Origin of the sequence: Coprococcus sp. AF16-22 (assembly GCF_003461545.1) — a bacterium.
In the GTDB taxonomy this organism is placed as follows: domain Bacteria; phylum Bacillota; class Clostridia; order Lachnospirales; family Lachnospiraceae; genus Coprococcus; species Coprococcus aceti.
The window spans coordinates 1-22,436 of sequence record NZ_QTXH01000015.1 but is presented as its reverse complement, the minus strand read 5'-3'; the positions used below and the strand labels follow the sequence as shown (position 1 = coordinate 22,436).

The following is a 22,436-nucleotide window of genomic DNA, read 5'->3' as shown; positions in this document are numbered from 1 at the left end:
AAGCAAGGAAGCTTCAGATATGGGGCTTCCTTTTTTATGCATCGGAGACATTGAGATATGAGACATCCGATGCTTAAAGAAAGGCTACAACATAAAGAATTGTATATACATTACAGAGCATTGTTTTTTAATCGAAAACTGTCAGATAATTTATTGAAAAAAGTTGTTTACAAACAGTGTAAATGGTAGTAATATATCAAAAACGATAAACGACTTGAGAAAAATACAAAAATAGCAATATTTACTTGAGAAACAAAAGCCAAAAGCAAAATATCGTTGTGAATGACAAAAACATGGAAAGGACGGAACAGGACATGATTGAGAATAAGAGAGCGGAGAATACCGGATTATACGACCCAAGCTTTGAGCACGATAACTGTGGTATCGGTGCCGTTGTCAATATCAAGGGTATAAAGACACATGACACAGTGAACAATGCACTCAAGATTGTTGAGAATCTTGAGCACAGAGCAGGAAAGGACGCAGAGGGCAAGACCGGAGACGGTGTAGGTATACTCCTTCAGATATCACATAAGTTCTTCACCAAGGCTTTAGCAGAGCTTGGATATGACCTTGGAAAGGAAGGCGATTATGGAATAGGAATGTTCTTCTTTCCACAGAAGGAGCTGGCGCGCAAGCAGGCTATGAAAATGTTTGAGGTCATAGTGGAGAAGGAAGGACTGGAGTTCATTTGCTGGAGAGAGGTTCCTACAACACCTGGAATCCTTGGCAAGAAGGCAATAGATGTCATGCCATGCATCATGCAGGCATTCATCAGAAGACCTGAGACAGTGAAGGCCGGTATGGACTTCGACAGAAAGCTCTACTTCGTCAGACGAATATTTGAGGAGAGCAATGATGACACGTATGTTCCATCACTTTCCAGCAAGACTATAGTATATAAAGGAATGTTCCTTGTCGGTGAACTCAGAAAGTTCTACAACGACCTTCAGGATCCAGACTATGAGTCAGCTATAGGACTTGTTCATTCAAGATTTTCAACGAATACAACACCATCATGGCTCAGAGCTCATCCATACAGATATCTGTGCCACAATGGTGAGATCAATACAATAAGAGGAAATGAAGACAAGATGATCGCCCGTGAGGAGACTATGGAGTCGACCATCATGCAGGATGAGATGTACAAGGTTATGCCTGTTCTTGATCCGGATGGATCGGATTCAGCAAGACTTGACAATTGTCTTGAGTTCCTCGTGCTCAACGGAATACCGCTTCCTATGGCTGTCATGATCACGATCCCTGAACCATGGGAGAACGACAGAGCCATGAGTCAGGAGAAGAAGGATTTCTACCAGTATTACGCAACCATGATGGAGCCTTGGGATGGCCCTGCTTCTATATTATTTACAGACGGTGAGCTCATGGGAGCAGTCCTTGACAGAAATGGACTTAGACCATCGAGATACTATATAACAGATGATGATTACCTTGTACTTTCGTCTGAGGTCGGAGTCCTGGACGTTGATCCATCCAAGATCGTAAAGAAAGACCGACTCAGACCTGGCAAGATGCTTCTTGTCGACACAGTGAATGGACGTCTTATATCTGATGAGGAGATCAAGGAGAAATACGCGCTGGCAAAGCCTTACGGAGAGTGGGTAGACAGCAATCTTGTACATCTCGCTGATCTGAAGATTCCAAATATCAGAGTTCAGGAGTATACAGACGAGGAGAGAGCAAGACTTCAGAAGGCATTTGGATATACCTACGAGGATTTCAAGAATACCATATATCCTATGGCAGAGAAAGGTGCAGAGGCAATCAGTGCCATGGGTACTGATACACCACTTGCAGTTCTCTCGAACAGCCACAAGCCACTGTTCAACTTCTTCAAGCAGTTATTTGCACAGGTTACAAACCCACCTATCGATGCGATCAGAGAGGAAGTTGTCACATCCACATCGGTATATCTCGGAAAGGATGGTAATATCCTCGAGGAGAAGCCGGAGAACTGTCATGTGCTGAAGATCAACCATCCAATACTGACAAATACGGATCTTTTGAAGATCAAGAATATGAATGTTCCTGGCCTTAAGGTTGCGACACTTCCTATTCTTTATTATAAGAACACATCCATGGAGAAGGCTCTCGACAGACTGTTTATCGAGGCCGACAAGCTCTACAGGGACGGTGTAAATATCCTCATCCTCTCAGACAGAGGTGTGGATGAGAACCATGTTGCAATACCATCACTCCTTGCAGTATCAGCCATGCAGAAGCACCTGGTAAGAACTAAGAAGAGAACTGCGGTTGCGATCATCCTTGAGAGTGCTGATCCAAGAAACGTTCACCACTTCGCAACACTTCTCGGATATGGTGCATGTGCAGTCAACCCTTATCTTGCAATAGAGACAATCAAGCAGATGGTAGATTCGCATCTGCTGAACAAGGATTTCAATGCGGCTGTCGATGATTACAACAGTGCAATATGCCACGGAATAGTAAAAATCGCATCCAAGATGGGTGTATCAACGATCCAGTCATACATGGGATCACAGATATTTGAGTGTATCGGTCTTTCAAAGGACGTTGTGGACAGATACTTTACAAATACAGTAAGCCGTGTTGGCGGTTCTGGTATAAAGGAGCTTGAGAAGACAGTTGATGATCTTCACTCATCAGCATTTGATCCGCTTGGACTTAACACGAACCTTGCCCTTACAAGCATCGGTGCACACAAGTTCAGAAGCGGCAAGGAGGAGCATCTGTACAATCCTGTCACGATACATCTTCTTCAGGAGGCAACAAGGCGCGGCGATTACAAGCTGTTCAAGCAGTACACAGCAGCGCTCCACGATGAGCAGAAGCCATTCCACCTTAGAGGTCTCATGGACTTCAAGTTTGCTGATAAGCCGGTTCCACTTGATGAGGTTGAACCAGCAAGTGAGATAGTCAAGAGATTCAAGACAGGTGCCATGAGCTACGGAAGTATATCACAGGAGGCACATGAGTGTATGGCCATCGCCATGAACGAGCTGGGCGGTAAGTCCAATTCAGGAGAGGGCGGTGAGTCGATAGAGAGACTTACGATCGGCAAGGATGGCAAGAATAGATGCTCAGCCATCAAGCAGGTAGCATCAGGAAGATTTGGCGTTACATCGAGATATCTTGTGAGTGCCAAGGAGATACAGATCAAGATGGCACAGGGAGCAAAGCCTGGAGAGGGCGGACATCTTCCTGGCGGAAAGGTATATCCATGGATCGCAAAGACAAGACTTTCAACACCGGGTGTAAGCCTTATCTCTCCACCACCACATCACGATATCTATTCGATAGAGGATCTTGCACAGCTCATCTACGACTGCAAGAATGCAAACCGTGATGCGAGAATATCAGTAAAGCTTGTGTCTGAGGCTGGTGTAGGTACAGTAGCGGCCGGTGTTGCAAAGGCCGGAGCACAGGTCATCCTGATCTCAGGTTATGATGGAGGAACAGGAGCAGCACCTAACAACTCCATCCATTATGCAGGCCTTCCTTGGGAGCTTGGACTTGCAGAGACACATCAGACACTTATCATGAACGACCTCAGAAATAAGGTTATACTTGAGGCAGACGGTAAGCTGATGACAGGCCGTGACGTTGCGATAGCTGCAATGCTCGGAGCTGAGGAATTTGGATTTGCAACAGCACCGCTTGTAACAATGGGTTGTGTCATGATGAGGGTATGTAACCTTGACACATGTCCTGTCGGAATAGCAACTCAGAACCCAGAACTCAGAAAGAGATTCAGAGGTAAGCCTGAGTACGTGAAGAACTTCATGCTGTTCATAGCAGAGGAGCTTCGAGAGTACATGAGCAAGCTCGGCGTTAGAACAGTCGATGAGCTGGTTGGACGTTCAGATCTCCTCATGAGCAGCGACAGAGCAGATGAGAGAAATGTCATCCTTGATAAGATAATTAACAATCCTTATATAGATATGCCACAGAACAAGGTAAAGTATCACGAGAAGAATGTCTATGACTTCCAGCTTGAGAAGACAGTAGATATGAGAATTCTCATGAAGAAGCTTGGACCTGCACTTGAGAAGGGACAGAAGAAGAGCGTTGAGCTTGATGTGGTCAACACAGACAGATCTGTTGGAACGATATTCGGTTCAGAGATCACAAAGAAGTACGGCGAGTCACTTGATGAGGACACATACATCGTCAAATGCAACGGCGCCGGCGGACAGAGCTTTGGAGCATTTATTCCAAAGGGACTTACACTTGAGCTGGTGGGCGACAGCAACGATTACTTCGGCAAGGGTCTGTCAGGTGGTAAGCTGATAGTTTATCCGCCTCGTTCAGTTAAGTACAAGCATGAGGATAACATCATCATAGGAAACGTTGCACTGTACGGTGCCACAAGTGGTAAGGCATTCATCAACGGTGTTGCCGGCGAGAGATTTGCAGTTCGTAACTCTGGTGCCACGGCGGTCGTTGAGGGTGTTGGCGATCACGGATGTGAGTACATGACAGGTGGTAAAGTAGTAGTTCTTGGAACAACAGGCAAGAACTTTGCAGCCGGAATGAGCGGTGGTATTGCATATGTACTTGATATGGGCAACGATCTGTACAAGAGACTTAACAAAGAGATGATATCCATAGAGGCTGTGACAGACAAGTACGAGGTGAGCGAGCTGAAGCATCTCATCATGGATCATGTAAATTATACAAATTCAGAGATAGGCAAGAGGATTCTTGAGAACTTTGAGGGATATCTTCCAAAGTTCAAGAAGATCATACCAAAGGATTACAAGAAGATGATGAATATGATAGTTGCATTTGAGGAGAAGGGCCTGAGCCGCGAGAAGGCAGCTATCGAAGCATTCTACAAGGTTAAGAACGGAGGTAAGTAGGAATGGGAAAACCAACTGGATTTTTAGAATATGAGAGAAAGACAAGCGCAGAGCTTGCTCCTAAGGACAGAATCAAGAATTTCAATGAATTCCACACTCCGCTTAGCCGTGATGAGCAGAGAAAGCAGGCTGCAAGATGTATGGACTGTGGCGTTCCATTCTGCCAGGCAGGTATGAACATATGCGGAATGACATCGGGCTGTCCGCTGAACAACCTGATCCCAGAGTGGAATGATATGCTCTATAACGACAATCTTGAGCAGGCATTTGCAAGACTCAGCAAGACCAACTGTTTCCCTGAGTTTACAAGCCGTGTGTGCCCGGCTCTCTGTGAGAAGGCATGTACCTGTAACTTAAACGGTGATCCAGTGTCGGTCCGCGAGAACGAGAGAGCCATCATAGAGTATGCATTTGCAAATGACCTTGTAAATGATAAACAGCCAAAGGTTCACTCAGGCAAGAAGGTGGCAGTCATAGGTTCAGGTCCTTCGGGACTGGCCGTGGCAGACCAGCTGATCGGCAGAGGCCACGACGTGACTGTGTATGAGAGAAGTGACAGACCGGGCGGACTTCTCATGTATGGTATCCCAAACATGAAGCTTGAGAAGCAGATCATAGACAGAAGAATAGATGTCATGAAGAAGAGAGGAATAAAGTTCGTACTGAACACAGAGGTTGCAACCGGAAAGGCATCTGCGAAGGCTGTGTGTCCGAAGGATGATCAGATGACAGGTTATCTTAAGAACAAGAACCTCAAGTATGTGAAGGCTGAGGATTTGCTCAAGGAATACGACGCAGTTGTGCTTGCCTGTGGTGCAGCCAATCCAAGAGATATAAAAGCACCTGGAAGGGATGCAAAGGGAATCTACTTCGCTGTTGATTTCCTCAAGACTACGACAATGAGCCTTGTAAATTCGGGCTTTGCTGACAAGCAGTTCGTGAACTGTAAAGGCAAGAATGTTCTCGTCATCGGTGGTGGTGATACAGGAAATGACTGTGTGGGAACAGCAGTCCGTGAGGGCGCTGTCAGCGTTACACAGCTTGAGATGATGCCAAAGGCACCTGATACAAGAACACCAGACAATCCATGGCCAGAATGGCCGAAGATCTGCAAGACAGACTACGGTCAGCAGGAGGCAATAGCAGTATACGGACATGATCCTAGAATATATGAGACTACAGTCAAGGAATTCGTTAAGGACAAGGACGGAAATGTCAAGGCAGCCAAGTGTGTGAAGCTCGATTGGAAGAAGAATTCTGAGACAGGAAGAATGACTATGACAGAGATAGAGGGAAGCGAGTATATCGTTGACTGTGATGTGGTACTCATCGCAGCCGGATTCCTCGGATGTCAGACATATGTGGCAGAGAGCTTTGGCGTGGAACTCAACGAGAGAACAAATGTCAAGACTCCATGTCCAAACTCATATACAACAAATGTTCCAAAGGTATTCGTAGCCGGAGATATGCACAGAGGCCAGTCACTGGTCGTATGGGCCATACGCGAAGGCCGCGAGGCCGCCATGGCAGTAGAAGAGCTGCTGCTCGGATACACTAATTTGCAGTAGGATATACAAAATAAAAAAAATATCCCTAACACCACAGATATTGAGGTGTTAGGGATATTTTATTCTTTAAAGCAGGTGGTTTACCGGCAGGTACATAGGAAGTCCATCCTTGTACTGAAGGGAAACCTCGCCGATTATAAGAGGTCTGAGATATGCTTCCATCTCAGGTGTGACGTCATTCTTCTCAGGTGTGATCCACTCAAGCGGAATTGTCTTAGCCTGGTTGGCGATGAGAGATACATTCTCAGGTTCAATGATCCACTGGTATGGATCGTTAGAAACTCGCTTGATCGTGGACATAACAGCAGTCATTCCCTCGGCGGCGTATTTTACAGCAGCCTGGCCAAGTGCAAATGACTCGTTGATATCTGTCCTTGAGGAAATATGCGCTGCACATCTCTGGAGAACATTGAGCTCGATGGAACGAACCTTTATATCCATTCTGTCCTTAACAAGACTCTCGAGAGCCTTGCCGGTTCCGCTGAGCTGGGCATGTCCGAACTTGTCTGCCACAGCAGAAGATGCGCTGATGTAGTTGCCATCCTTATCATGTATACCCTCAGATACGGCCACGATGACACATCTTGAAGTCTTTAATACATTTTTGATGTCATCTATAAACTGATCCTCATCGAAGTCTACCTCAGGAAGATATATGAGATGAGGAGCAGGACTGTAGTCATTTCTTGCCAGACAGGATGCAGCGGTGAGCCAGCCTGCATCACGGCCCATGATCTCCACGATGACAACACTTGGTATCTGGTAGATGTAAGTGTCGTGGGCAATCTCCAACATGGTGGATGCAACATACTTGGCTGCAGAGCCAAATCCCGGAGTGTGGTCGGTATGGCACAGGTCATTGTCAATGGTCTTAGGGATGCCGACGATCTTCACATCCGATCCGATCTTATTTGCATATTTGCTGAGTTTATCCACTGTATCCATAGAGTCGTTGCCGCCGATATAGAAGAATGCGGCAACCTGATATTCCTCAAATCTGTCAAATATTATCTCATAAGGTTTTGAGTCAACCTCAAAATCAGGAAGCTTGTATCTGCATGAGCCAAGGTACATTGCAGGGGAGAGCTCCAGAGTATTTACCAGAGGAAATTTTGAGAGGGCCATGAGGGACAGATCTATGAAATTATTGTCCAGCACTCCCTGGATCCCGTGAATTGCACCGTAAACTCTGGTGTATTTGTTGCTTTTCTTAACTCCGTCTATGACACCTGCCAGCGAAGCATTTATCGCTACGGTAGGACCTCCTGACTGAGCTACTATACAGTTATCTTTCATTTTGTAAATCTCCTTTGAAAGGTTTTATTTTATTCTGGACTGCGCAGGAGTATGGTTATCTTTTTGCGGCCATAAACCATAAGTGCGTCCTTGATTATATCTTTGTTGGCATCGGTTGTGTGTATCTCAACAGTGTCCAGAAGCTTTTCGACATATGAGCACCAGAGGTCATAGATGATCTTCTGGCTCTTCTCACTGACAGGCGGAAGTGCAGCCTTTGCCTTTTCCAGATCGCAGTCAGCATCTGTCATGTAAATGAATGAATCAGGTGTGAGTGCTTCCTCACCGTATGCTGCGACAAATATCTCTTCTGTCCTGACAAATCCACAGTCATACATCTCAACTATGAGATCGTGGATACATTCATCGATATTATCGAAATAGTGGTAGTAACGGAGCAGATGAGCCTGATTCTCGTCCTCGATGTCATCACGGTTTATCCAGTACCCCTTGCTCTGGCTCTGTTCCTCCCTGATAGCCTCTTCCTGCATGAGATCGAGATCTTTCAGTGCCTCCTCGCGCTTATCGGCAAGCTTTCTTCTGACATACACCACAGTGATGACTATGAGTGCAAGCAGAAATACTCCGAGCAATACGCCGAATAACATTTGTAAGCTGGTTTTATCCATTTGGTGAACACCTGCCTTTCATGTTTGGAAATAATTATAAATTCCCATAAGTATCTACATTCTAACACAGGTAAGATTGGTATTTCAAGAAGGCATATAATGTCAATTGTAGTGGTTAAAGTTCACGTGAAAAATTCTTGCAAGAGATGTAAAGGTAAGGTATAATGTGCTCATAGCTGAGATGTATTAAGTCTCTTGTGATTTTGAACCTACATTTGAATAAACGGGATTCCTATATCATTGTTATTGAAGTCAAGCCTCGTTATATAAGTTCTAGTGGAAGGCAGATATACAATTGCGGTTGCCCACCTAGCGCTGCTAGGACTCAAAAGCAAGGGCGCATTTCAGTTTATTACACAAGATGAAGAAGCAGCATATATATGCTGCTTTTTCTCTGTATGTGGATATATTTGCGGAGAAATGGAGACAGGGGAATGCGAATAGATCAGCGGAAGAAATGGTATCAGAAGATCAAATACAATAAGAATTTTAAGATAGTGAGTTTCATAACCATAATTCTGGTATGTTTTGTCGGATATATGATGATAACAGGTAAAAACAGAGTAGGCGAAGAGACTGATGATAACAACGATGGCAATTCAGTGGAGACCATAGTTATAGAAGCTCCGGATGATCCGGTGGGAGATCTGAAGCAATATGTTGAAGCCGACACGGACAGTACAGAGATCGCGGAGTATGACTACACAATTCAGGGAGCAGGAACTGTGGCTTCAAAGAAGAAAGAGGATAAAGGCAGCAGCTCGTCCGGCACCGACAGAACCAGCGGGGGCAGCGGCTATGGCGGATCGTCAGTAGTTATATCCGGTATGGAGAACAGTGTCAGAGTCATCCTGACAAATGGCGGAGATTATTATCAGAGCTATGTGGAATTTACCTGCAGTACAGGATTTAACGTGACGAGCGATGGCAAGAAGAAAACCTACAAGGCGGATGAATTTGTATCACTTGGCAGCGACAACAAGGCCTCATCCATCATAGTTGAGCCTGAGAGTTCGGATGGAATGATAACAGTATCGAGTCTCAGCAAATCAAGCGGCACCCCGAGGTATCACGGAGCCCTTGAGATAACAAAGGATTCGTCGGGATACATGATCATCAATCAGGTAGATATAGAACAGTATCTGTATGGGGTAGTGTCAAGTGAGGTTTCATCGAGCTACAGCCCGGAGGCACTCAAGGCTATGGCAATCTGTGCCAGAGGATTTACATATAGAAAGCTTGGAAGTAACTACAGGGGATACAATGCAGACCTTGATGACACAACATCGTGCCAGGTCTACAATAACTTCCCTGAGACGGGAAATTCCATAGATGCAGTCCAGTCCACATCCGGAATTGTACCTACATATAACGGAGAGATCATAAATGCTGTATATTTCTCAACATCGTGCGGAACGACTACCACGAGTGACCAGGTGTGGGGCGGAAGCATGCCATATACCTGTACACGTATTCAGAATACGGCGCTGGACATCCCATATTTCAGCGATGAAGCGGCATTCAGGGATTTCATGGATGGCAAGACGGACACAGATGTGGTTGAGAGAAATCTTCCTATGTACAGGTGGACGGTTACATACACAGAAGATGAGATGAGAAATGCGGTTGAGACCGGCCTTTCAAGATGCTCGGATGTGTCTGCGACATCGGTTGGCAAGATCAAGTCAATAATGGTGACGGGAAGAGATGACAGTGGACTTGTGAAGGAAGTTACGATAACAGGCGACAAGGGAAGCGTGGTAGTCAGCGGCCAGAGCAATATCCGAGTTCTGTTCGCCACGGATGGCAAGGCTATAACAGAGCAGGATGGATCAGAGCTCACGGGCTGGACAGGCGTTCCAAGTAATTTCTACTATGTAAAGAAGGATAATGACACAGGACTCTACACACTTAAGGGCGGCGGATACGGACATGGAGTCGGAATGAGTCAGAATGGTGCAAATGAACTGGCAAAGCTGGGATATACTGCAGCGCAGATAATAAGCCATTATTACAACGGAGCAGTTCTCAGTTCGGTTGAAAAGTAACGGAGAGAATCACTAATTATGAAGTTAAAGAAGCGCATAGTGCTCATATACCATAAAGTCAGATTGTTTATGGCAGAGATGAATAAGGATCAGGTGGCGGCATTTGCGGCACAGTCTGCTTTTTTCCTGCTGCTGTCACTGTTTCCACTGGCGATGACGTTGCTTACATTTGTCAAATATCTGCCATTCACAGAGACCCAGGTGTTGGAGATAATAAAGGAACTGTTCCCGGAGGAGATCAATTCCAATTTTGAATTCATGTTTGCAGAGATTTTCGACAGCAAGAGCTCACTGCTTGCCACCACAGCAACCATATTGCTCACAGTGTGGTCGGCGTCAAAGGGAACAATGGCTATAGGCCGCGGACTCACTTTCATGGCAGGCAAGGAGGACAGCGTCAATTATTTCCTCAGAAGAGCGATACACACTCTGTATACATTGATATTCTGTGTGATGCTGGTGGCGGTTATGGTCATATATATCCTCGGCGATGTAGTTGTGTCAAAAATGCTGGTGCGGCTGGATTCGGTGGAGAGATTCCAACTGGTGGATACCGTTGCGAATATCCTGTCGATCGTCAAGATAGCATTTGCCCCTACGGTTTTGTTTGGGGTTATGATCGTGGCATACTGGGCATTGCCGGTTGAGCGGGTGAGGATCAAGACCGCTGTGCCGGGAGCTGCATTTACGACCATACTCTGGATGCTTTTGTCATTTGGCGTATCGAGCTATATCAATATAGTGGGAATCAACACATATATGTATGGAAGCCTTGCAAGTGTGATATTGCTTGCGCTGTGGCTTTACATGTGTATGTACGTCATGCTGATAGGCGCGGAGATCAACAAATTCATGGATAATGGAATCCGGGGAATAAGAAGGCGTGCGCACAAGGCCGGGCGTAAGAAGAGACGACTTGAGAGGAAGAAAAAGCGTGCGGAGAAGAGGCGGATGCGAAAAAATCGACATTTAAAGATGGACGAAGAAGTTGATGTAGAAGTAGATAAATGAAATAAAAGCCTCCTATTCTGGTGGAGTGGCAATTGATATTTTGGTAACTAAGGGGGCAGTCACAGCAAGTCTAGCAACAGGGTATACATTGTCTACGCTTCTTTCAGATATAATAAGTAACTATGGAAGTACTGATATTAGGTCTGCTGCTATTGAAAACTGGGGGTATAGATTTAAATATGTAACAAATAGCAGTAAAGATGGATTTGATATTTATTTACTTACGTATAATAGTAAAGGAAGACTTGCAGATACAAAGAAAATAAAGAGTGAAAGATATAAAGCGATTTTGATATAAAAAGGAGAAAACATATGAGAGAAAAAAAAGCTATACTTCTGTTAGTACTTAGTGCATGTTTGTTTGCAATCGATTTTATCTTAAAAGGAGATTTGGGTAAGGTGATGTTTTATATAATCTTATTGATAGGCTGGATATTACTTTTGGCATCAATTGCTTTACAAATAAAAAAAAAGAAACGGGAAGATGATTAAATAGGAGTATGGTACTCGTAAGGTTTATTTTCACAATCAAGTTATATAATATTTCTGAAAATTGAATTGTTGTTGATCATGACAGTATGACAAAAAAGATGTTGACTAACACCCACATGTAGGTATATTATCTCTACAGGCAGTGACGATGCAAAAGATACGTATGTCACCATCAGAGAGACCGGGTCAGCGGCTGAAAGCCAGGTCAGGTAAGAGTGCGTATTTAATTTCACATCAGAGCCACCACGGCTGAAGGATTGAAGATATCTGTTTTATCAGATGACAGATGTTGGTCTGTGTAGGGTGTGGCGTGTGACGTGCGACAAACGTCTAATGAGAGTCAGACATGGACAAGATACATAGAGTGTCTGGAATCAGGGTGGTAACGCGGATATAATTCGTCCCTAGTATGTATAACATGCTAGGGACTTTTGCGTTTACAGGGTGACAAGCGGCTGCGATGCGCGAGCTTGCTCGCATGCATCAGCAGACATTTGTCACCCGCGCGCGACATGAAACACGGAGCCCGGGAGGGCGGAGTGTGAATGCCGTGTAGGGATTGAGAGAGCGCGCAGCGCGGAGCAATCCCGGTAAACGCCCAAAAGAGGAATGAGCGCATAGCCCGATAGGGCGGAGCGCGAATTACTGTAGGAATTGCGGAAGCCGTAGTCGAGCAATTCCGTGACTTATATATGGAAGTAATTAATATAGGATCCACATTGAAATCCCTATAAATAGAAAAAGGAGAAACACGATGAGAGACAAGTTGGAAGCCATCAAGGCAGAGGCTCTTGCCAAGATCGAGAGCGCAGAGGTTGTATCGACACTTAACGATGTGAAGGTGGCGATACTCGGTAAGAGGGGAGAACTCACACAGGTTCTCAAAAGCATGAAGGATGTAGCACCGGAGGACAGACCAAAGGTAGGTCAGATGGTAAATGAGGCACGTCAGGCCATCGAGACAGCCCTTGACGAGAAGACAAAGGCCATCAACAGAGCACTCCGTGCAGAGAAGATGAAGAGAGAGACAATAGATGTAACTCTTCCAGGAGTGAAGAAGCTTACAGGACACAGACATCCAAACCAGATAGCACTTGAAGATCTGGAGAGAGTATTCATCGGTATGGGTTACGAGATAGTTGAGGGACCAGAGGTAGAGTACGACAAGTACAACTTCGAGCTGCTGAACATCCCTGCAAATCACCCTGCAAAGGATGAGCAGGATACATTCTATGTTACAAAGGATATCCTCCTTCGTACACAGACATCACCTGTTCAGGCAAGAATCATGGAGAAGGGCAATCTTCCGATCAGAATCCTCTCACCTGGACGAGTATTCAGAGCTGATGAGGTAGATGCAACACATTCACCATCGTTCCATCAGGTAGAGGGACTTGTGATAGACAAGGGAATCACCATGGCTGACCTCAAGGGAACACTGGCGCAGTGGGCAAAGGAGTTCTTCGGTGAGAACACAAAGGTCAAGTTTAGACCTCACCACTTCCCATTCACAGAGCCATCAGCAGAGTGTGATATCACATGCTTCAAGTGCGGTGGCAAGGGATGCCGAGTATGTAAGGGCAGTGGCTGGATAGAGATCCTTGGCTGTGGTATGGTTCATCCAAAGGTTCTCCGCGACTGTGGAATAGATCCTGAGGTATATTCAGGATTTGCATTTGGAATCGGACTTGAGAGAGTAACACTTCTCAAGTATGAGATAGATGACATGAGACTTCTCTACGAGAACGACATGAGATTCTTAGACCAGTTTTAAGTATGTGTCAAGTTTTCTGTGAAAACTTGACATGCAGCTCCAGCCATTTGCCGAAGGCAAATTTTGCATGGCTGGAGTTCAATGATAAATAGGAGGACAAATAGATGAATACACCAATTTCATGGATAAAGGCATATGTTCCTGATCTGGACGTGACAGCTCAGGAGTTTGTAGACGCCATGACTCTCTCAGGATCACATGTAGAGGGTTACGAACAGAAGGATAAGAATCTTGACAAGATTGTTGTCGGCAAGATTCTCACTATGGAGAAGCATCCGGATGCGGACAAGCTTGTAGTATGTCAGGTAGATGTTGGACAGGCGGAGCCTCTTCAGATCGTGACCGGAGCAAAGAATGTAAAGGTCAATGATCTCATCCCACTTGTACTTGACGGTGGTAAGGTTGCGGCAGCACACGGCGACAACAATGAGTACCCTGACGGAATCAAGATCAAGAAGGGCAAGCTCAGAGGCGTTGAGTCAAATGGTATGATGTGCGGTATAGAGGAGCTTGGTTCATCAAGAGACTTCTATCCGGAAGCACCGGAGGATGGCGTGTATGTATTCCCGGTGGAGTCAGGTGTGAAGCCGGGCGATGACGCTGTGAAGGCACTTGGACTTGACGATGTTGTTGTCGAATACGAGATCACATCCAACAGAGTTGATTGTTTCTCAATGATCGGTATGGCAAGAGAGGCAGCAGCTACATTTGACAAGTCATTTTACCCACCAGTGGTAACAAAGACAGGAAATGACGAGGACGTCAATGACTATATATCAGTAGAGGTAAAGGATCCTGACCTCTGCCCTAGATACACAGCAAGGGTTGTCAAGAACCTGAAGATCGGACCTTCACCAAAGTGGATGCAGCAGAGACTTGCTTCACAGGGAATCCGTTCGATCAACAACCTTGTCGATATAACAAACTACGTTATGGAAGAGTACGGACAGCCAATGCACGCATATGATCTCAGCACCATAGCCGGCAACAAGATCGTTGTTCGCCGTGCAAATGACGGAGATACATTTGTAACACTTGATGGACAGGAGAGAAAGCTCGACCATGACGTTCTGATGATCTGTGACGGTGAGAAGGAGATCGGTATCGCCGGAATCATGGGCGGCGAGAATTCCATGGTAACAGACAGTATCGATACACTGCTCTTTGAGGCAGCTTGCTTCGATGGAACAAATATCAGACTTTCATCGAGAAGAATTGGACTTGCAACTGATGCGGCAGCCAAGTTCACAAAGGGACTTGATCCAAATCTTGCAATGGAGGCAATAGACAGGGCATGTCAGCTCATCGAGGAGATGGGCGCAGGTGAGGTAGTCGGCGGAGCTGTTGACGTGTATCCAAATCCTGTACAGGACAAGAAGCTTCCATTTGAGCCTGACAAGATGAATGCGCTTCTCGGAACAGAGGTTGAGCCTGAGAAGATGCTGTACTACTTCGGCAGACTTGGTCTCACATACGATGCAGAGACAAACACTCTGGATGTGCCAAGCTTCAGACAGGATCTGAACTGCATGGCAGATCTGGCAGAGGAGGTTGCAAGATTCTACGGATACGACAACATTCCTGTATCACTTCCAAGAGGTGAGGCAACAGTTGGTAAGCTCCCATACGACCAGATGATCAATGCCATCGCAAGGGATGTCCTTGAGGCAAATGGTTTCTCGGGCGGTATGTGCTACTCATTCGAGAGCCCTAAGGTATTTGACAAGCTGCTCCTGCCTGCTGACAGCGAGTTCAGAAAGACAGTTACAATAGCAAATCCTCTCGGTGAGGACTTCAGTATCATGAGAACAGTATCACTGAACGGTGTTCTCACATCACTGGCAACAAATTATAATAGAAAGAACAAGATCGCAAGACTTTATGAGTTCGGAAATGTATACCTTCCAAAGTCACTTCCACTCACAGAGCTTCCAGAGGAGAGAATGAAGCTGACTATCGGTATGTATGGTCAGGGAGATTTCTTTGATCTCAAGGGAGTTCTCGAGGAGCTTACAGACAAGGTTGGACTTAAGGGTCAGGTGACATACGAGCCTGAGTCGGAGTACACATTCCTTCATCCGGGCCGTCAGGCAAAGCTCAAGAAGGGCAACCTGACAATTGGATTTATCGGACAGGTACATCCTGAGGTATGTGACAACTACAACCTTAAGGGGGAGGTATATGTTGCAGTTATAGATATGCCTACACTGGTTATGCTGTCAAGCTTCGACATCAAGTATGAAGGAATTGCAAAGTTCCCTGGAAGTACAAGAGATCTGAGTCTTGTTGTGGACAAGGAAATATTTGTCGGACAGATAGAGGAAGTCATAAAGAAATGTGGCGGCAAGCTGCTTGAGAGCTACAAGCTCTTCGATGTATACGAGGGTGAGCAGATCGCAAAGGGCAAGAAGTCAGTGGCTTACACAATGACATTCCGTGCTAAGGATAGAACACTTGAGACATCAGAGGTCGATGGAATCATTGCCAAGATCCTCAAGGAGCTCGGCAAGCTCGGAATCGAGATCAGAGCGTAATAGTTGATAACCACTGCCGGGAAGCCGCATGTGGTGTAGATCTGGTTTAGCATGATCGATATTATATATTTTAAATACCACCTGGTAACAGATCGTAAATGAGGTGTACCCCAGAAGGTCTGTTACCGGGTGGTATTTTTATGTTGAACGCTGAGAGGCGGGATGGTAAGGTATGTAAAAGGATTTTTACACTGTATCCGGGGCAAGGACAAAGCCTTTTGATGGAAAATATGTGATATGGGTGTTAGCATTTGCTCAGATAGAGAACTCAGAGTGATTGATAAAGGAGGTAAAAGAGGAAAAAACATGGAGATTGGAAATAAGATAAAGGAAGCGAGAAATGGAGCTGGGTTAACCCAGGATCAGGCTGCTGAGAAGATTATGGTTTCGAGGCAGACGATATCCAACTGGGAAAATGGAGTTTCCCATAGTTAAAGATACAACACCAAAGATAACGAATCCACGCTTATATGATACTGCATGAAAAAAGGTACTTGATAAAAGCAATGAAGCGCAATATCAAGTACCTTTTTGATTTGTTTTTTACATGGTTATTAAGAAAATTACTCTTATTCCGAGGTCCTCAATCGTTCCACCACAGTTCCCTTGTTAAAGAAGTGGAGAACGATCAGCGGAATAACCGCAGCCAGCAGCAGATAAAGCACACCAATGACCAGAACAGGAACCAATGTGATATTCATAGTGAAGAACCACATAGATGGCGAGTTCAAGACATTTTCCAGCACCGTCACAGTAAGCAGCAGCGCAACCACTCCACCAATGATGTCTGCACCAGCGGCATAGTAGACGCCTTCATAAACCATCAGCCTTTGAAGCTGGCGATTTGTCATACCGATACTCTGCATAGTCGCAAACTCATGGCGGCGGGTGATAATATTGGTGATAATCATATTTGTAAAGTTAATCAGTCCTACTAAAGCCATGATACAGCCAATCAGACTGCCTACAACCAGAACCATACTTGCAACAGAATTTAATTGTTCTTTCAGTAATTTTGTTGAGGTATAGGTAACAGAGGGGTTCTTTTCAACATAACTGCTCAAAAATTCCTCCATTTGCGGCTGTAAGGAATCATCCATATTAAATCCATAACTCAGCAGAGTTGGAGTCGTGTAAATCTGTTTGAACAGAGTGTCCGGCAAATACACAAAGGGCGCATCGCCACCAATATTCCTCATAGCCGTAGTTGTTGACGGCGTTTCGTCCTCAGTTCCAACGGTACAGGCTTTTGCAAGAATTCTGCAGGTTTTGACTAACTCGCCATCCCTGTAAAAAGAAATACTGTCGCCAATCTGTAACTGTTCTGTTAGGGGCGTACTTTTCGGACCACCACTCAGTCGGTCTAACCCTTCTCCAATAATGACATATTCTCCAGTTAGCATTTTTGGTTTCAGTACATTAGGATCTGTTTCTCCAGCATAAATCATCATATCCGCCCAAAAATGTTCGGAAGCGCCAAAAACATTTCCAAAGAAAAGATTTTCTGCATCCGGGGCAGTCTTCATATTATAATTTCCAAAGGCTTTGCGGAGGCTACCGTCCTGATCTTCATAGGTTGAGGTACACTCCAGTCCCTCAAAACCATAATCAACCAGCACGTTACTGTCATCTGCGGTATTGCGATAAAGATACCGTTCTTCTTCCAGACCGTCCTGCTCACGGATCATATCTACCACTTGCTGTGGAAGTGCATCTTCGTGATGTCTAAAGCCTTCCAAAGCATTGGCTGCAATCGAATTATAGACGGTAAAATCTGTTTTCGTTGTGCGGGTAATCCACTTTTCTTCATCAATGCTCTGTGTCACAATAATCATAGTGTTGAACAGAACGATACACAAAAGCATAGAAACAACGATGAATACACAGCGGCGTCTATTGCGTCCCAAGTTGGAAAATGCCATATGGGAGAGTTTTGCACCTCTGGTTCGTGTAACGGTTTTCTTTTTATAATCATCCTGCTCCGTATAGCGGATCGCCTCCATGGGAGATACTTTTGCGGCCTTTTTGGCTGGTTTGCGGGTACTGATAAATACCGTCAGAATCGTAAACAAGGCAGCTATAATAAATAACACGGGGGAGGTCGATGTCTGCAAACTTGTCGCAGAATACTCATAGCTAAAAAGTTCCATTACTACCGGAAGCAACGCCCGGCCTGCAAAGAACCCGGCAATTAAACCAATAGGCAGCCCAATCAGGGTCAGCCATACCGCCTGCCGATTGACGATGTTTTTAATTTGCCGCGTAGAAGCACCAATCATCCGCAGTAAGCCATATTGCCGAACATCCTGCATAACGGAAATATCAAAAATATTATAAATCAGCAAATAGCCGCACAATACAAACATCAGCACAAATACTACGGCAAATAAGATGGACTCCGGAGAAATCATGGCTTTCCCCATCTGGTTTTCAACAGAGAGGATAAAGTTATCAGCAGACATATCCTTTGGATTGCCGCCAATAGAGTAGACAAAGTTATCCATCTGCTCCTGAATGTTCGTCTTGTCTTTCAGCACAACGTCAGAAAAAGTAACCCCTGAGATTTCTCCATCCACTGCGCGGGTATTTTTCACTACATCTGGATTATCTTTTACAAACTGCTCTGAGAGAACCGCCACGCTGACCATATCGTTGCTTGCTTCCCACCAACCGGAAAGCACCATATCATAATGGTAGGTTTTTCCACGAATTTCAAATTCCAGAGGAACTTCTGCTCCAATCTCCGGTTCCACACCAAGGGCTTTCAAAGCCAGTTCGGTAGTAGCAATTTCATTTGCCTTTTCCGGTGCTGAACCATGCGTTGGCACACAGAATGTAAGTTCCTGCTGTATGCTATCAGCATAGTTTAATTCAACAGAATGACCCAGGGCATTGCTTGCATATCCAATCATCCGCCGATGACCTGCCTGCTCCACAAAATCACTGTTTTTCAGTTGCTCAAACTGTTCCTCGGTCATGTACCCAAAGGTTCCATCTGCCTTACTGCCTTTCTGCATCTGCATAGAGAGCTGCATGGAGGATACCATGTTAAATACCAGTGAAGTGATGGATGTAAACAAAAATGCTGTCAGAACGATCGCAAGAATCGCCGCCAGATTACGAACCTTATTTTTTTTGAAATATTGTTTAGACAGCCGCTTGATGGTTTTTGTGTTATTATTGCCAAATAGAATGTCATTCATAGTCCCGCCCCCTTTACTGCACGATCTTGCCATCCTCAATCCGAATGATACGGTCGGCAAGCTGGGCAATCTCATTATTATGAGTAATCATCACGATGGTTTGGTGGAATTTCTGACTTGTGGTTTTCAAAAGCCCCAGCACATCGGCGCTGGTCTTGCTGTCCAGGTTGCCGGTGGGTTCATCAGCCAAAACAATAGAGGGCTTTGACACCAAGGCGCGGGCAATGGCTACGCGCTGCTGCTGACCGCCGGAGAGGTTATTGGGCATATTGTTCAGCTTATCCTCCAGCCCCAGCATCTGAACAACTTCGTTCATAAACGTCTTGTCCACCTTGTTTCCGTCCAGCTCCACAGGCAGCACGATATTTTCATAGACATTCAGCACCGGAACCAGATTGTAGTTCTGGAAGATGAAGCCAATCTTTCTCCTACGGAAGATGGTAAGCTGCTCATCTTTCAATGTTGAGAGTTCACGTCCATCCACAATAACCTTGCCAGAGGTCGGCACATCCAATCCACCAATCATATTCAGCAGTGTAGATTTACCGCTGCCGGAGGTTCCTACGATGGCAACAAATTCGCCCTTTTCAATGGAGAGGGTCACACCATCCAAGGCTCTGGTAATGTTCGGTTTTGCGCCATAATATTTTTTTAGTTCAGTCGTTTGCAAAATGCTCATAAAGAACACCATCCTTTCTTTTTGATAAATCCATTATAACGACCAAACCTCACAGAAATGTCACAGCCGACATAATAAATCGCCCTGAAATGTCACAATCCTGTGATATTTCAAAAAACAGGTTATTCATGTGGAAGAAAAACGGAGAATGTTGAGCCTGTTCCTACTTGGGAAGTGACTTGTATATAACCGTTCTGCAAGCTAATAATTTCCCTTGCGAGATACAGCCCAATGCCGATTCCCTCTATATCGTGGACATCTTCTTCCCGATAAAAGCGCCTAAAAATTGCTCCCTGCTGGTTTTCGGGAATACCTTTGCCGGTATCGGTAATGCTGACTTTCAGGTGCATTTCCCAGCTTTCAACGCAAACACGGATAGAACCGTACTCCGGCGTGTACTTAACTGCATTATCCAATATGTTAAATAAGGCTTCTGCTGTCCATTTGCGGTCATGGGAAACAACCAATGTTTCCGGGCAGTTTACTTCAACTTGTATGTGCTTTCTTTCAGCGCTCATAAAAATACTGCCCAGCGCCATAGCAAGAGTATCATAGATGGGCTGCTGTTTCTTTTCAAGTGAGATAACGCCAGTTTCAAGTCGGGAAGTTTTTATCATAGCCTGCATTAAGAAATCCAGTTTATCAAGCTGTGTGCCACTGGCAAGTAGAAATTCCCGCTGTTTATCCTGTGGCACTTCTTGTTCTAATAAGGTGGCATTTATCATTTTTAAGTTTGATATTGGTGTCTTTACCTGATGAGAAATATCGGAAATCAATTCCTGTAAGTCAGCTCGTTCACTGGCAACGCTGTTTTTGCTTTCCTGCATAACCTCATAAAGGCGCACCAGCCGATGATTGATTTTATAAAACAGGTTTTCTTCTTCGGCAACCTGTGATATATCTATTTTTCCATTCATCATTTCGTCTAAGGTGCAGCAAAGCATTTCAGAAAACAAAGTCAGCTTTCGCCGTATCAGTATCACAAAAGCAGTAACACAAAGTAGAAAAAGCAGACAAAACGCCATGCTACAAAATACCACAGACATTTCTTTTGTCAGGATATATAGAACTGAAAACATGACCACGGATAAAAGTAAAATGGTAGTTGCCAGTATTATGCAGACTTTATTTAAGGAGAGTTTTTTTGAAATCATTTTTGCGCTCCTCCAATCCACATATAGCCCATACCATAAACGGTTTTGATGTAGGAATGCCGGTTCGTTTCAATTTTACTGCGGATGCGGCTGATCGTTGTGGTAAGTGCGTGTTCATCCACATAATTTTCATCTGCATCCCACAGCTTTTCAAGCAATACCTGACGTGTTAGGACAGTTTGTGAGTTTCTTGTTAGCACTTTTAATAAACGATATTCCAACGACGTAAGGGTAATCGGCTGTCCTGCGAGACACGCTGACAATTCGGAAAAATTGATATACAAATTCCCGTCATCGTAGAAATCGCCGCCGGATTGTGCTGAAATGCGGTTCAGTAAAGCAGATACTTTCTTTTGGAACACGCTGATAGGAAAGGGCTTTGTTACATAATCATCTGCGCCCAGTTCAAATCCTTTCAGCATATCGCTTTCCATATCATTTGCGGTTAGAAAAATCACGACGGTATCAGGACGGCGTTCTTTTACCTCACGGCATATATCAAACCCGTTCCCATCTGGCAGATTGACATCCAAAACGATTAAATCATAATCCTGTTTTTCAAGAAATCTTATGGCAACAGCCTTTGACATAGCCCCATCCACGGAATATCCGACAGCCGACAGATTATAGCTTAATGTCTTATTCAAAAGCTGGTCATCTTCAACAACCAGTATTCGCATAGTATCACATCCTTTTTCTTTTTATAGTATCAGCAAAATGTCACAGAAACCTAACAACGAGAAAAAAATTTAGTATTCAGTCAGTTCCACAATTACATTACTCTGCTGATACAGCCAGTCCGTAAATTCTTTCGGGCTGGCTGTTCCTGTTTTTACAGCCTTTTTTCTCTGCAAGGCTTCTTTCTTAAAGTCGGAAAAGGCAGCCTGTATTTTTTCCAGACGGTCAGCCGGAAAGCCTGCGGTATTTTTTACCCGGTTTATTTTGTTGCGCCAGTTCTGGCATTCATTTTTATAAAGCAGGTCATAGTTATTTTCTCTTGCCCTTTCGTCAAATTCCCGCTTGTTTTGAAGCGCCTGTGCTTTTCGGCACTTGTCGCTGCACAGCTCATACCGCTGGCTCTTTGCCAGAAAATATTTTCCACAGACCTTGCACCGCCGGAAGCAAAGCCCCCAGTCATTCAGCCTGTTCAGATAATAGGTAATCAACGGGTAGAGGGACGCATAGG

The 22,436-nt window shown here is 44.9% G+C and carries 15 protein-coding genes and 1 pseudogene; 9 read left to right on the top strand and 7 right to left on the bottom strand.

Features of this window, described 5'->3' with window-relative positions:
* Window positions 1–314: 314 nt before the first annotated feature.
* The gene (gltB, locus tag DWW60_RS12510) at window positions 315–4,862 is read left to right on the top strand and encodes a glutamate synthase large subunit (RefSeq protein WP_117875501.1); all 4,548 of its coding nucleotides are present in this window, start codon (window positions 315–317) and stop codon (window positions 4,860–4,862) included.
* A gap of 2 nt (window positions 4,863–4,864) precedes the next feature.
* Entirely contained in the window at window positions 4,865–6,430 is a 1,566-nt protein-coding gene (locus DWW60_RS12505; RefSeq protein WP_117875500.1) for a glutamate synthase subunit beta, read from the top strand.
* Between the two features lie 66 nt (window positions 6,431–6,496).
* Here DWW60_RS12505 and DWW60_RS12500 read toward each other — a convergent pair whose 3' ends face one another.
* Together DWW60_RS12500 and DWW60_RS12495 are read right to left on the bottom strand one after the other, a co-directional pair.
* Complete coding sequence (locus tag DWW60_RS12500; RefSeq protein WP_117875499.1) at window positions 6,497–7,726, bottom strand: 6-phosphofructokinase; 1,230 nt, start codon at window positions 7,724–7,726, stop codon at window positions 6,497–6,499.
* A 29-nt stretch (window positions 7,727–7,755) separates the two neighbouring features.
* Window positions 7,756–8,355, bottom strand: coding sequence for a hypothetical protein (locus DWW60_RS12495; RefSeq protein ID WP_243002961.1), 600 nt, complete (start codon window positions 8,353–8,355; stop codon window positions 7,756–7,758).
* A gap of 434 nt (window positions 8,356–8,789) precedes the next feature.
* Here DWW60_RS12495 and DWW60_RS12490 point away from each other — a divergent pair, with 434 nt between their 5' ends.
* From DWW60_RS12490 to DWW60_RS12460, 7 genes are all read left to right on the top strand, one after another.
* A complete protein-coding gene (locus DWW60_RS12490) occupies window positions 8,790–10,403 on the top strand; it encodes a SpoIID/LytB domain-containing protein (RefSeq protein ID WP_199414463.1) in 1,614 nt (537 codons plus the stop codon).
* 18 nt (window positions 10,404–10,421) lie between these two features.
* Entirely contained in the window at window positions 10,422–11,414 is a 993-nt protein-coding gene (locus tag DWW60_RS12485; protein WP_055143919.1) for a YihY/virulence factor BrkB family protein, read from the top strand.
* A 25-nt stretch (window positions 11,415–11,439) separates the two neighbouring features.
* On the top strand, window positions 11,440–11,712 hold the full coding sequence (locus tag DWW60_RS12480; RefSeq protein WP_117875496.1) for a hypothetical protein: 273 nt from the start codon (window positions 11,440–11,442) through the stop codon (window positions 11,710–11,712).
* A 14-nt stretch (window positions 11,713–11,726) separates the two neighbouring features.
* Entirely contained in the window at window positions 11,727–11,906 is a 180-nt protein-coding gene (locus tag DWW60_RS12475; RefSeq protein ID WP_055279820.1) for a hypothetical protein, read from the top strand.
* A 754-nt stretch (window positions 11,907–12,660) separates the two neighbouring features.
* Window positions 12,661–13,680 carry a phenylalanine--tRNA ligase subunit alpha gene (gene pheS, locus DWW60_RS12470; RefSeq protein WP_117875495.1) on the top strand — a complete coding sequence of 340 codons (1,020 nt, stop codon included), beginning with the start codon at window positions 12,661–12,663 and terminating at the stop codon, window positions 13,678–13,680.
* A 104-nt stretch (window positions 13,681–13,784) separates the two neighbouring features.
* Window positions 13,785–16,214, top strand: coding sequence for a phenylalanine--tRNA ligase subunit beta (gene pheT, locus DWW60_RS12465; RefSeq protein WP_022217145.1), 2,430 nt, complete (start codon window positions 13,785–13,787; stop codon window positions 16,212–16,214).
* 306 nt (window positions 16,215–16,520) lie between these two features.
* Window positions 16,521–16,649 (top strand): helix-turn-helix transcriptional regulator, encoded by a 129-nt coding sequence (locus tag DWW60_RS12460; protein WP_022058858.1) that lies wholly within the window; start codon window positions 16,521–16,523, stop codon window positions 16,647–16,649.
* A gap of 134 nt (window positions 16,650–16,783) precedes the next feature.
* Here the strand turns inward: DWW60_RS12460 and DWW60_RS12455 are convergent, their stop codons facing one another.
* From DWW60_RS12455 to DWW60_RS12435, 5 genes and pseudogenes are all read right to left on the bottom strand, one after another.
* Complete coding sequence (locus tag DWW60_RS12455; RefSeq protein ID WP_055223746.1) at window positions 16,784–19,417, bottom strand: ABC transporter permease; 2,634 nt, start codon at window positions 19,415–19,417, stop codon at window positions 16,784–16,786.
* Between the two features lie 13 nt (window positions 19,418–19,430).
* Entirely contained in the window at window positions 19,431–20,096 is a 666-nt protein-coding gene (locus DWW60_RS12450; RefSeq protein ID WP_028088038.1) for an ABC transporter ATP-binding protein, read from the bottom strand.
* Between the two features lie 122 nt (window positions 20,097–20,218).
* On the bottom strand, window positions 20,219–21,250 hold the full coding sequence (locus tag DWW60_RS12445) for a sensor histidine kinase (protein ID WP_055223750.1): 1,032 nt from the start codon (window positions 21,248–21,250) through the stop codon (window positions 20,219–20,221).
* Window positions 21,247–21,930, bottom strand: coding sequence for a response regulator transcription factor (locus tag DWW60_RS12440; protein WP_055223752.1), 684 nt, complete (start codon window positions 21,928–21,930; stop codon window positions 21,247–21,249). The genes DWW60_RS12445 and DWW60_RS12440 overlap by 4 nt, the downstream gene beginning before the upstream one ends.
* Before the next feature lie 69 nt (window positions 21,931–21,999).
* A pseudogene (locus DWW60_RS12435) lies at window positions 22,000–22,436 on the bottom strand (DUF6076 domain-containing protein); the annotation flags it as partial.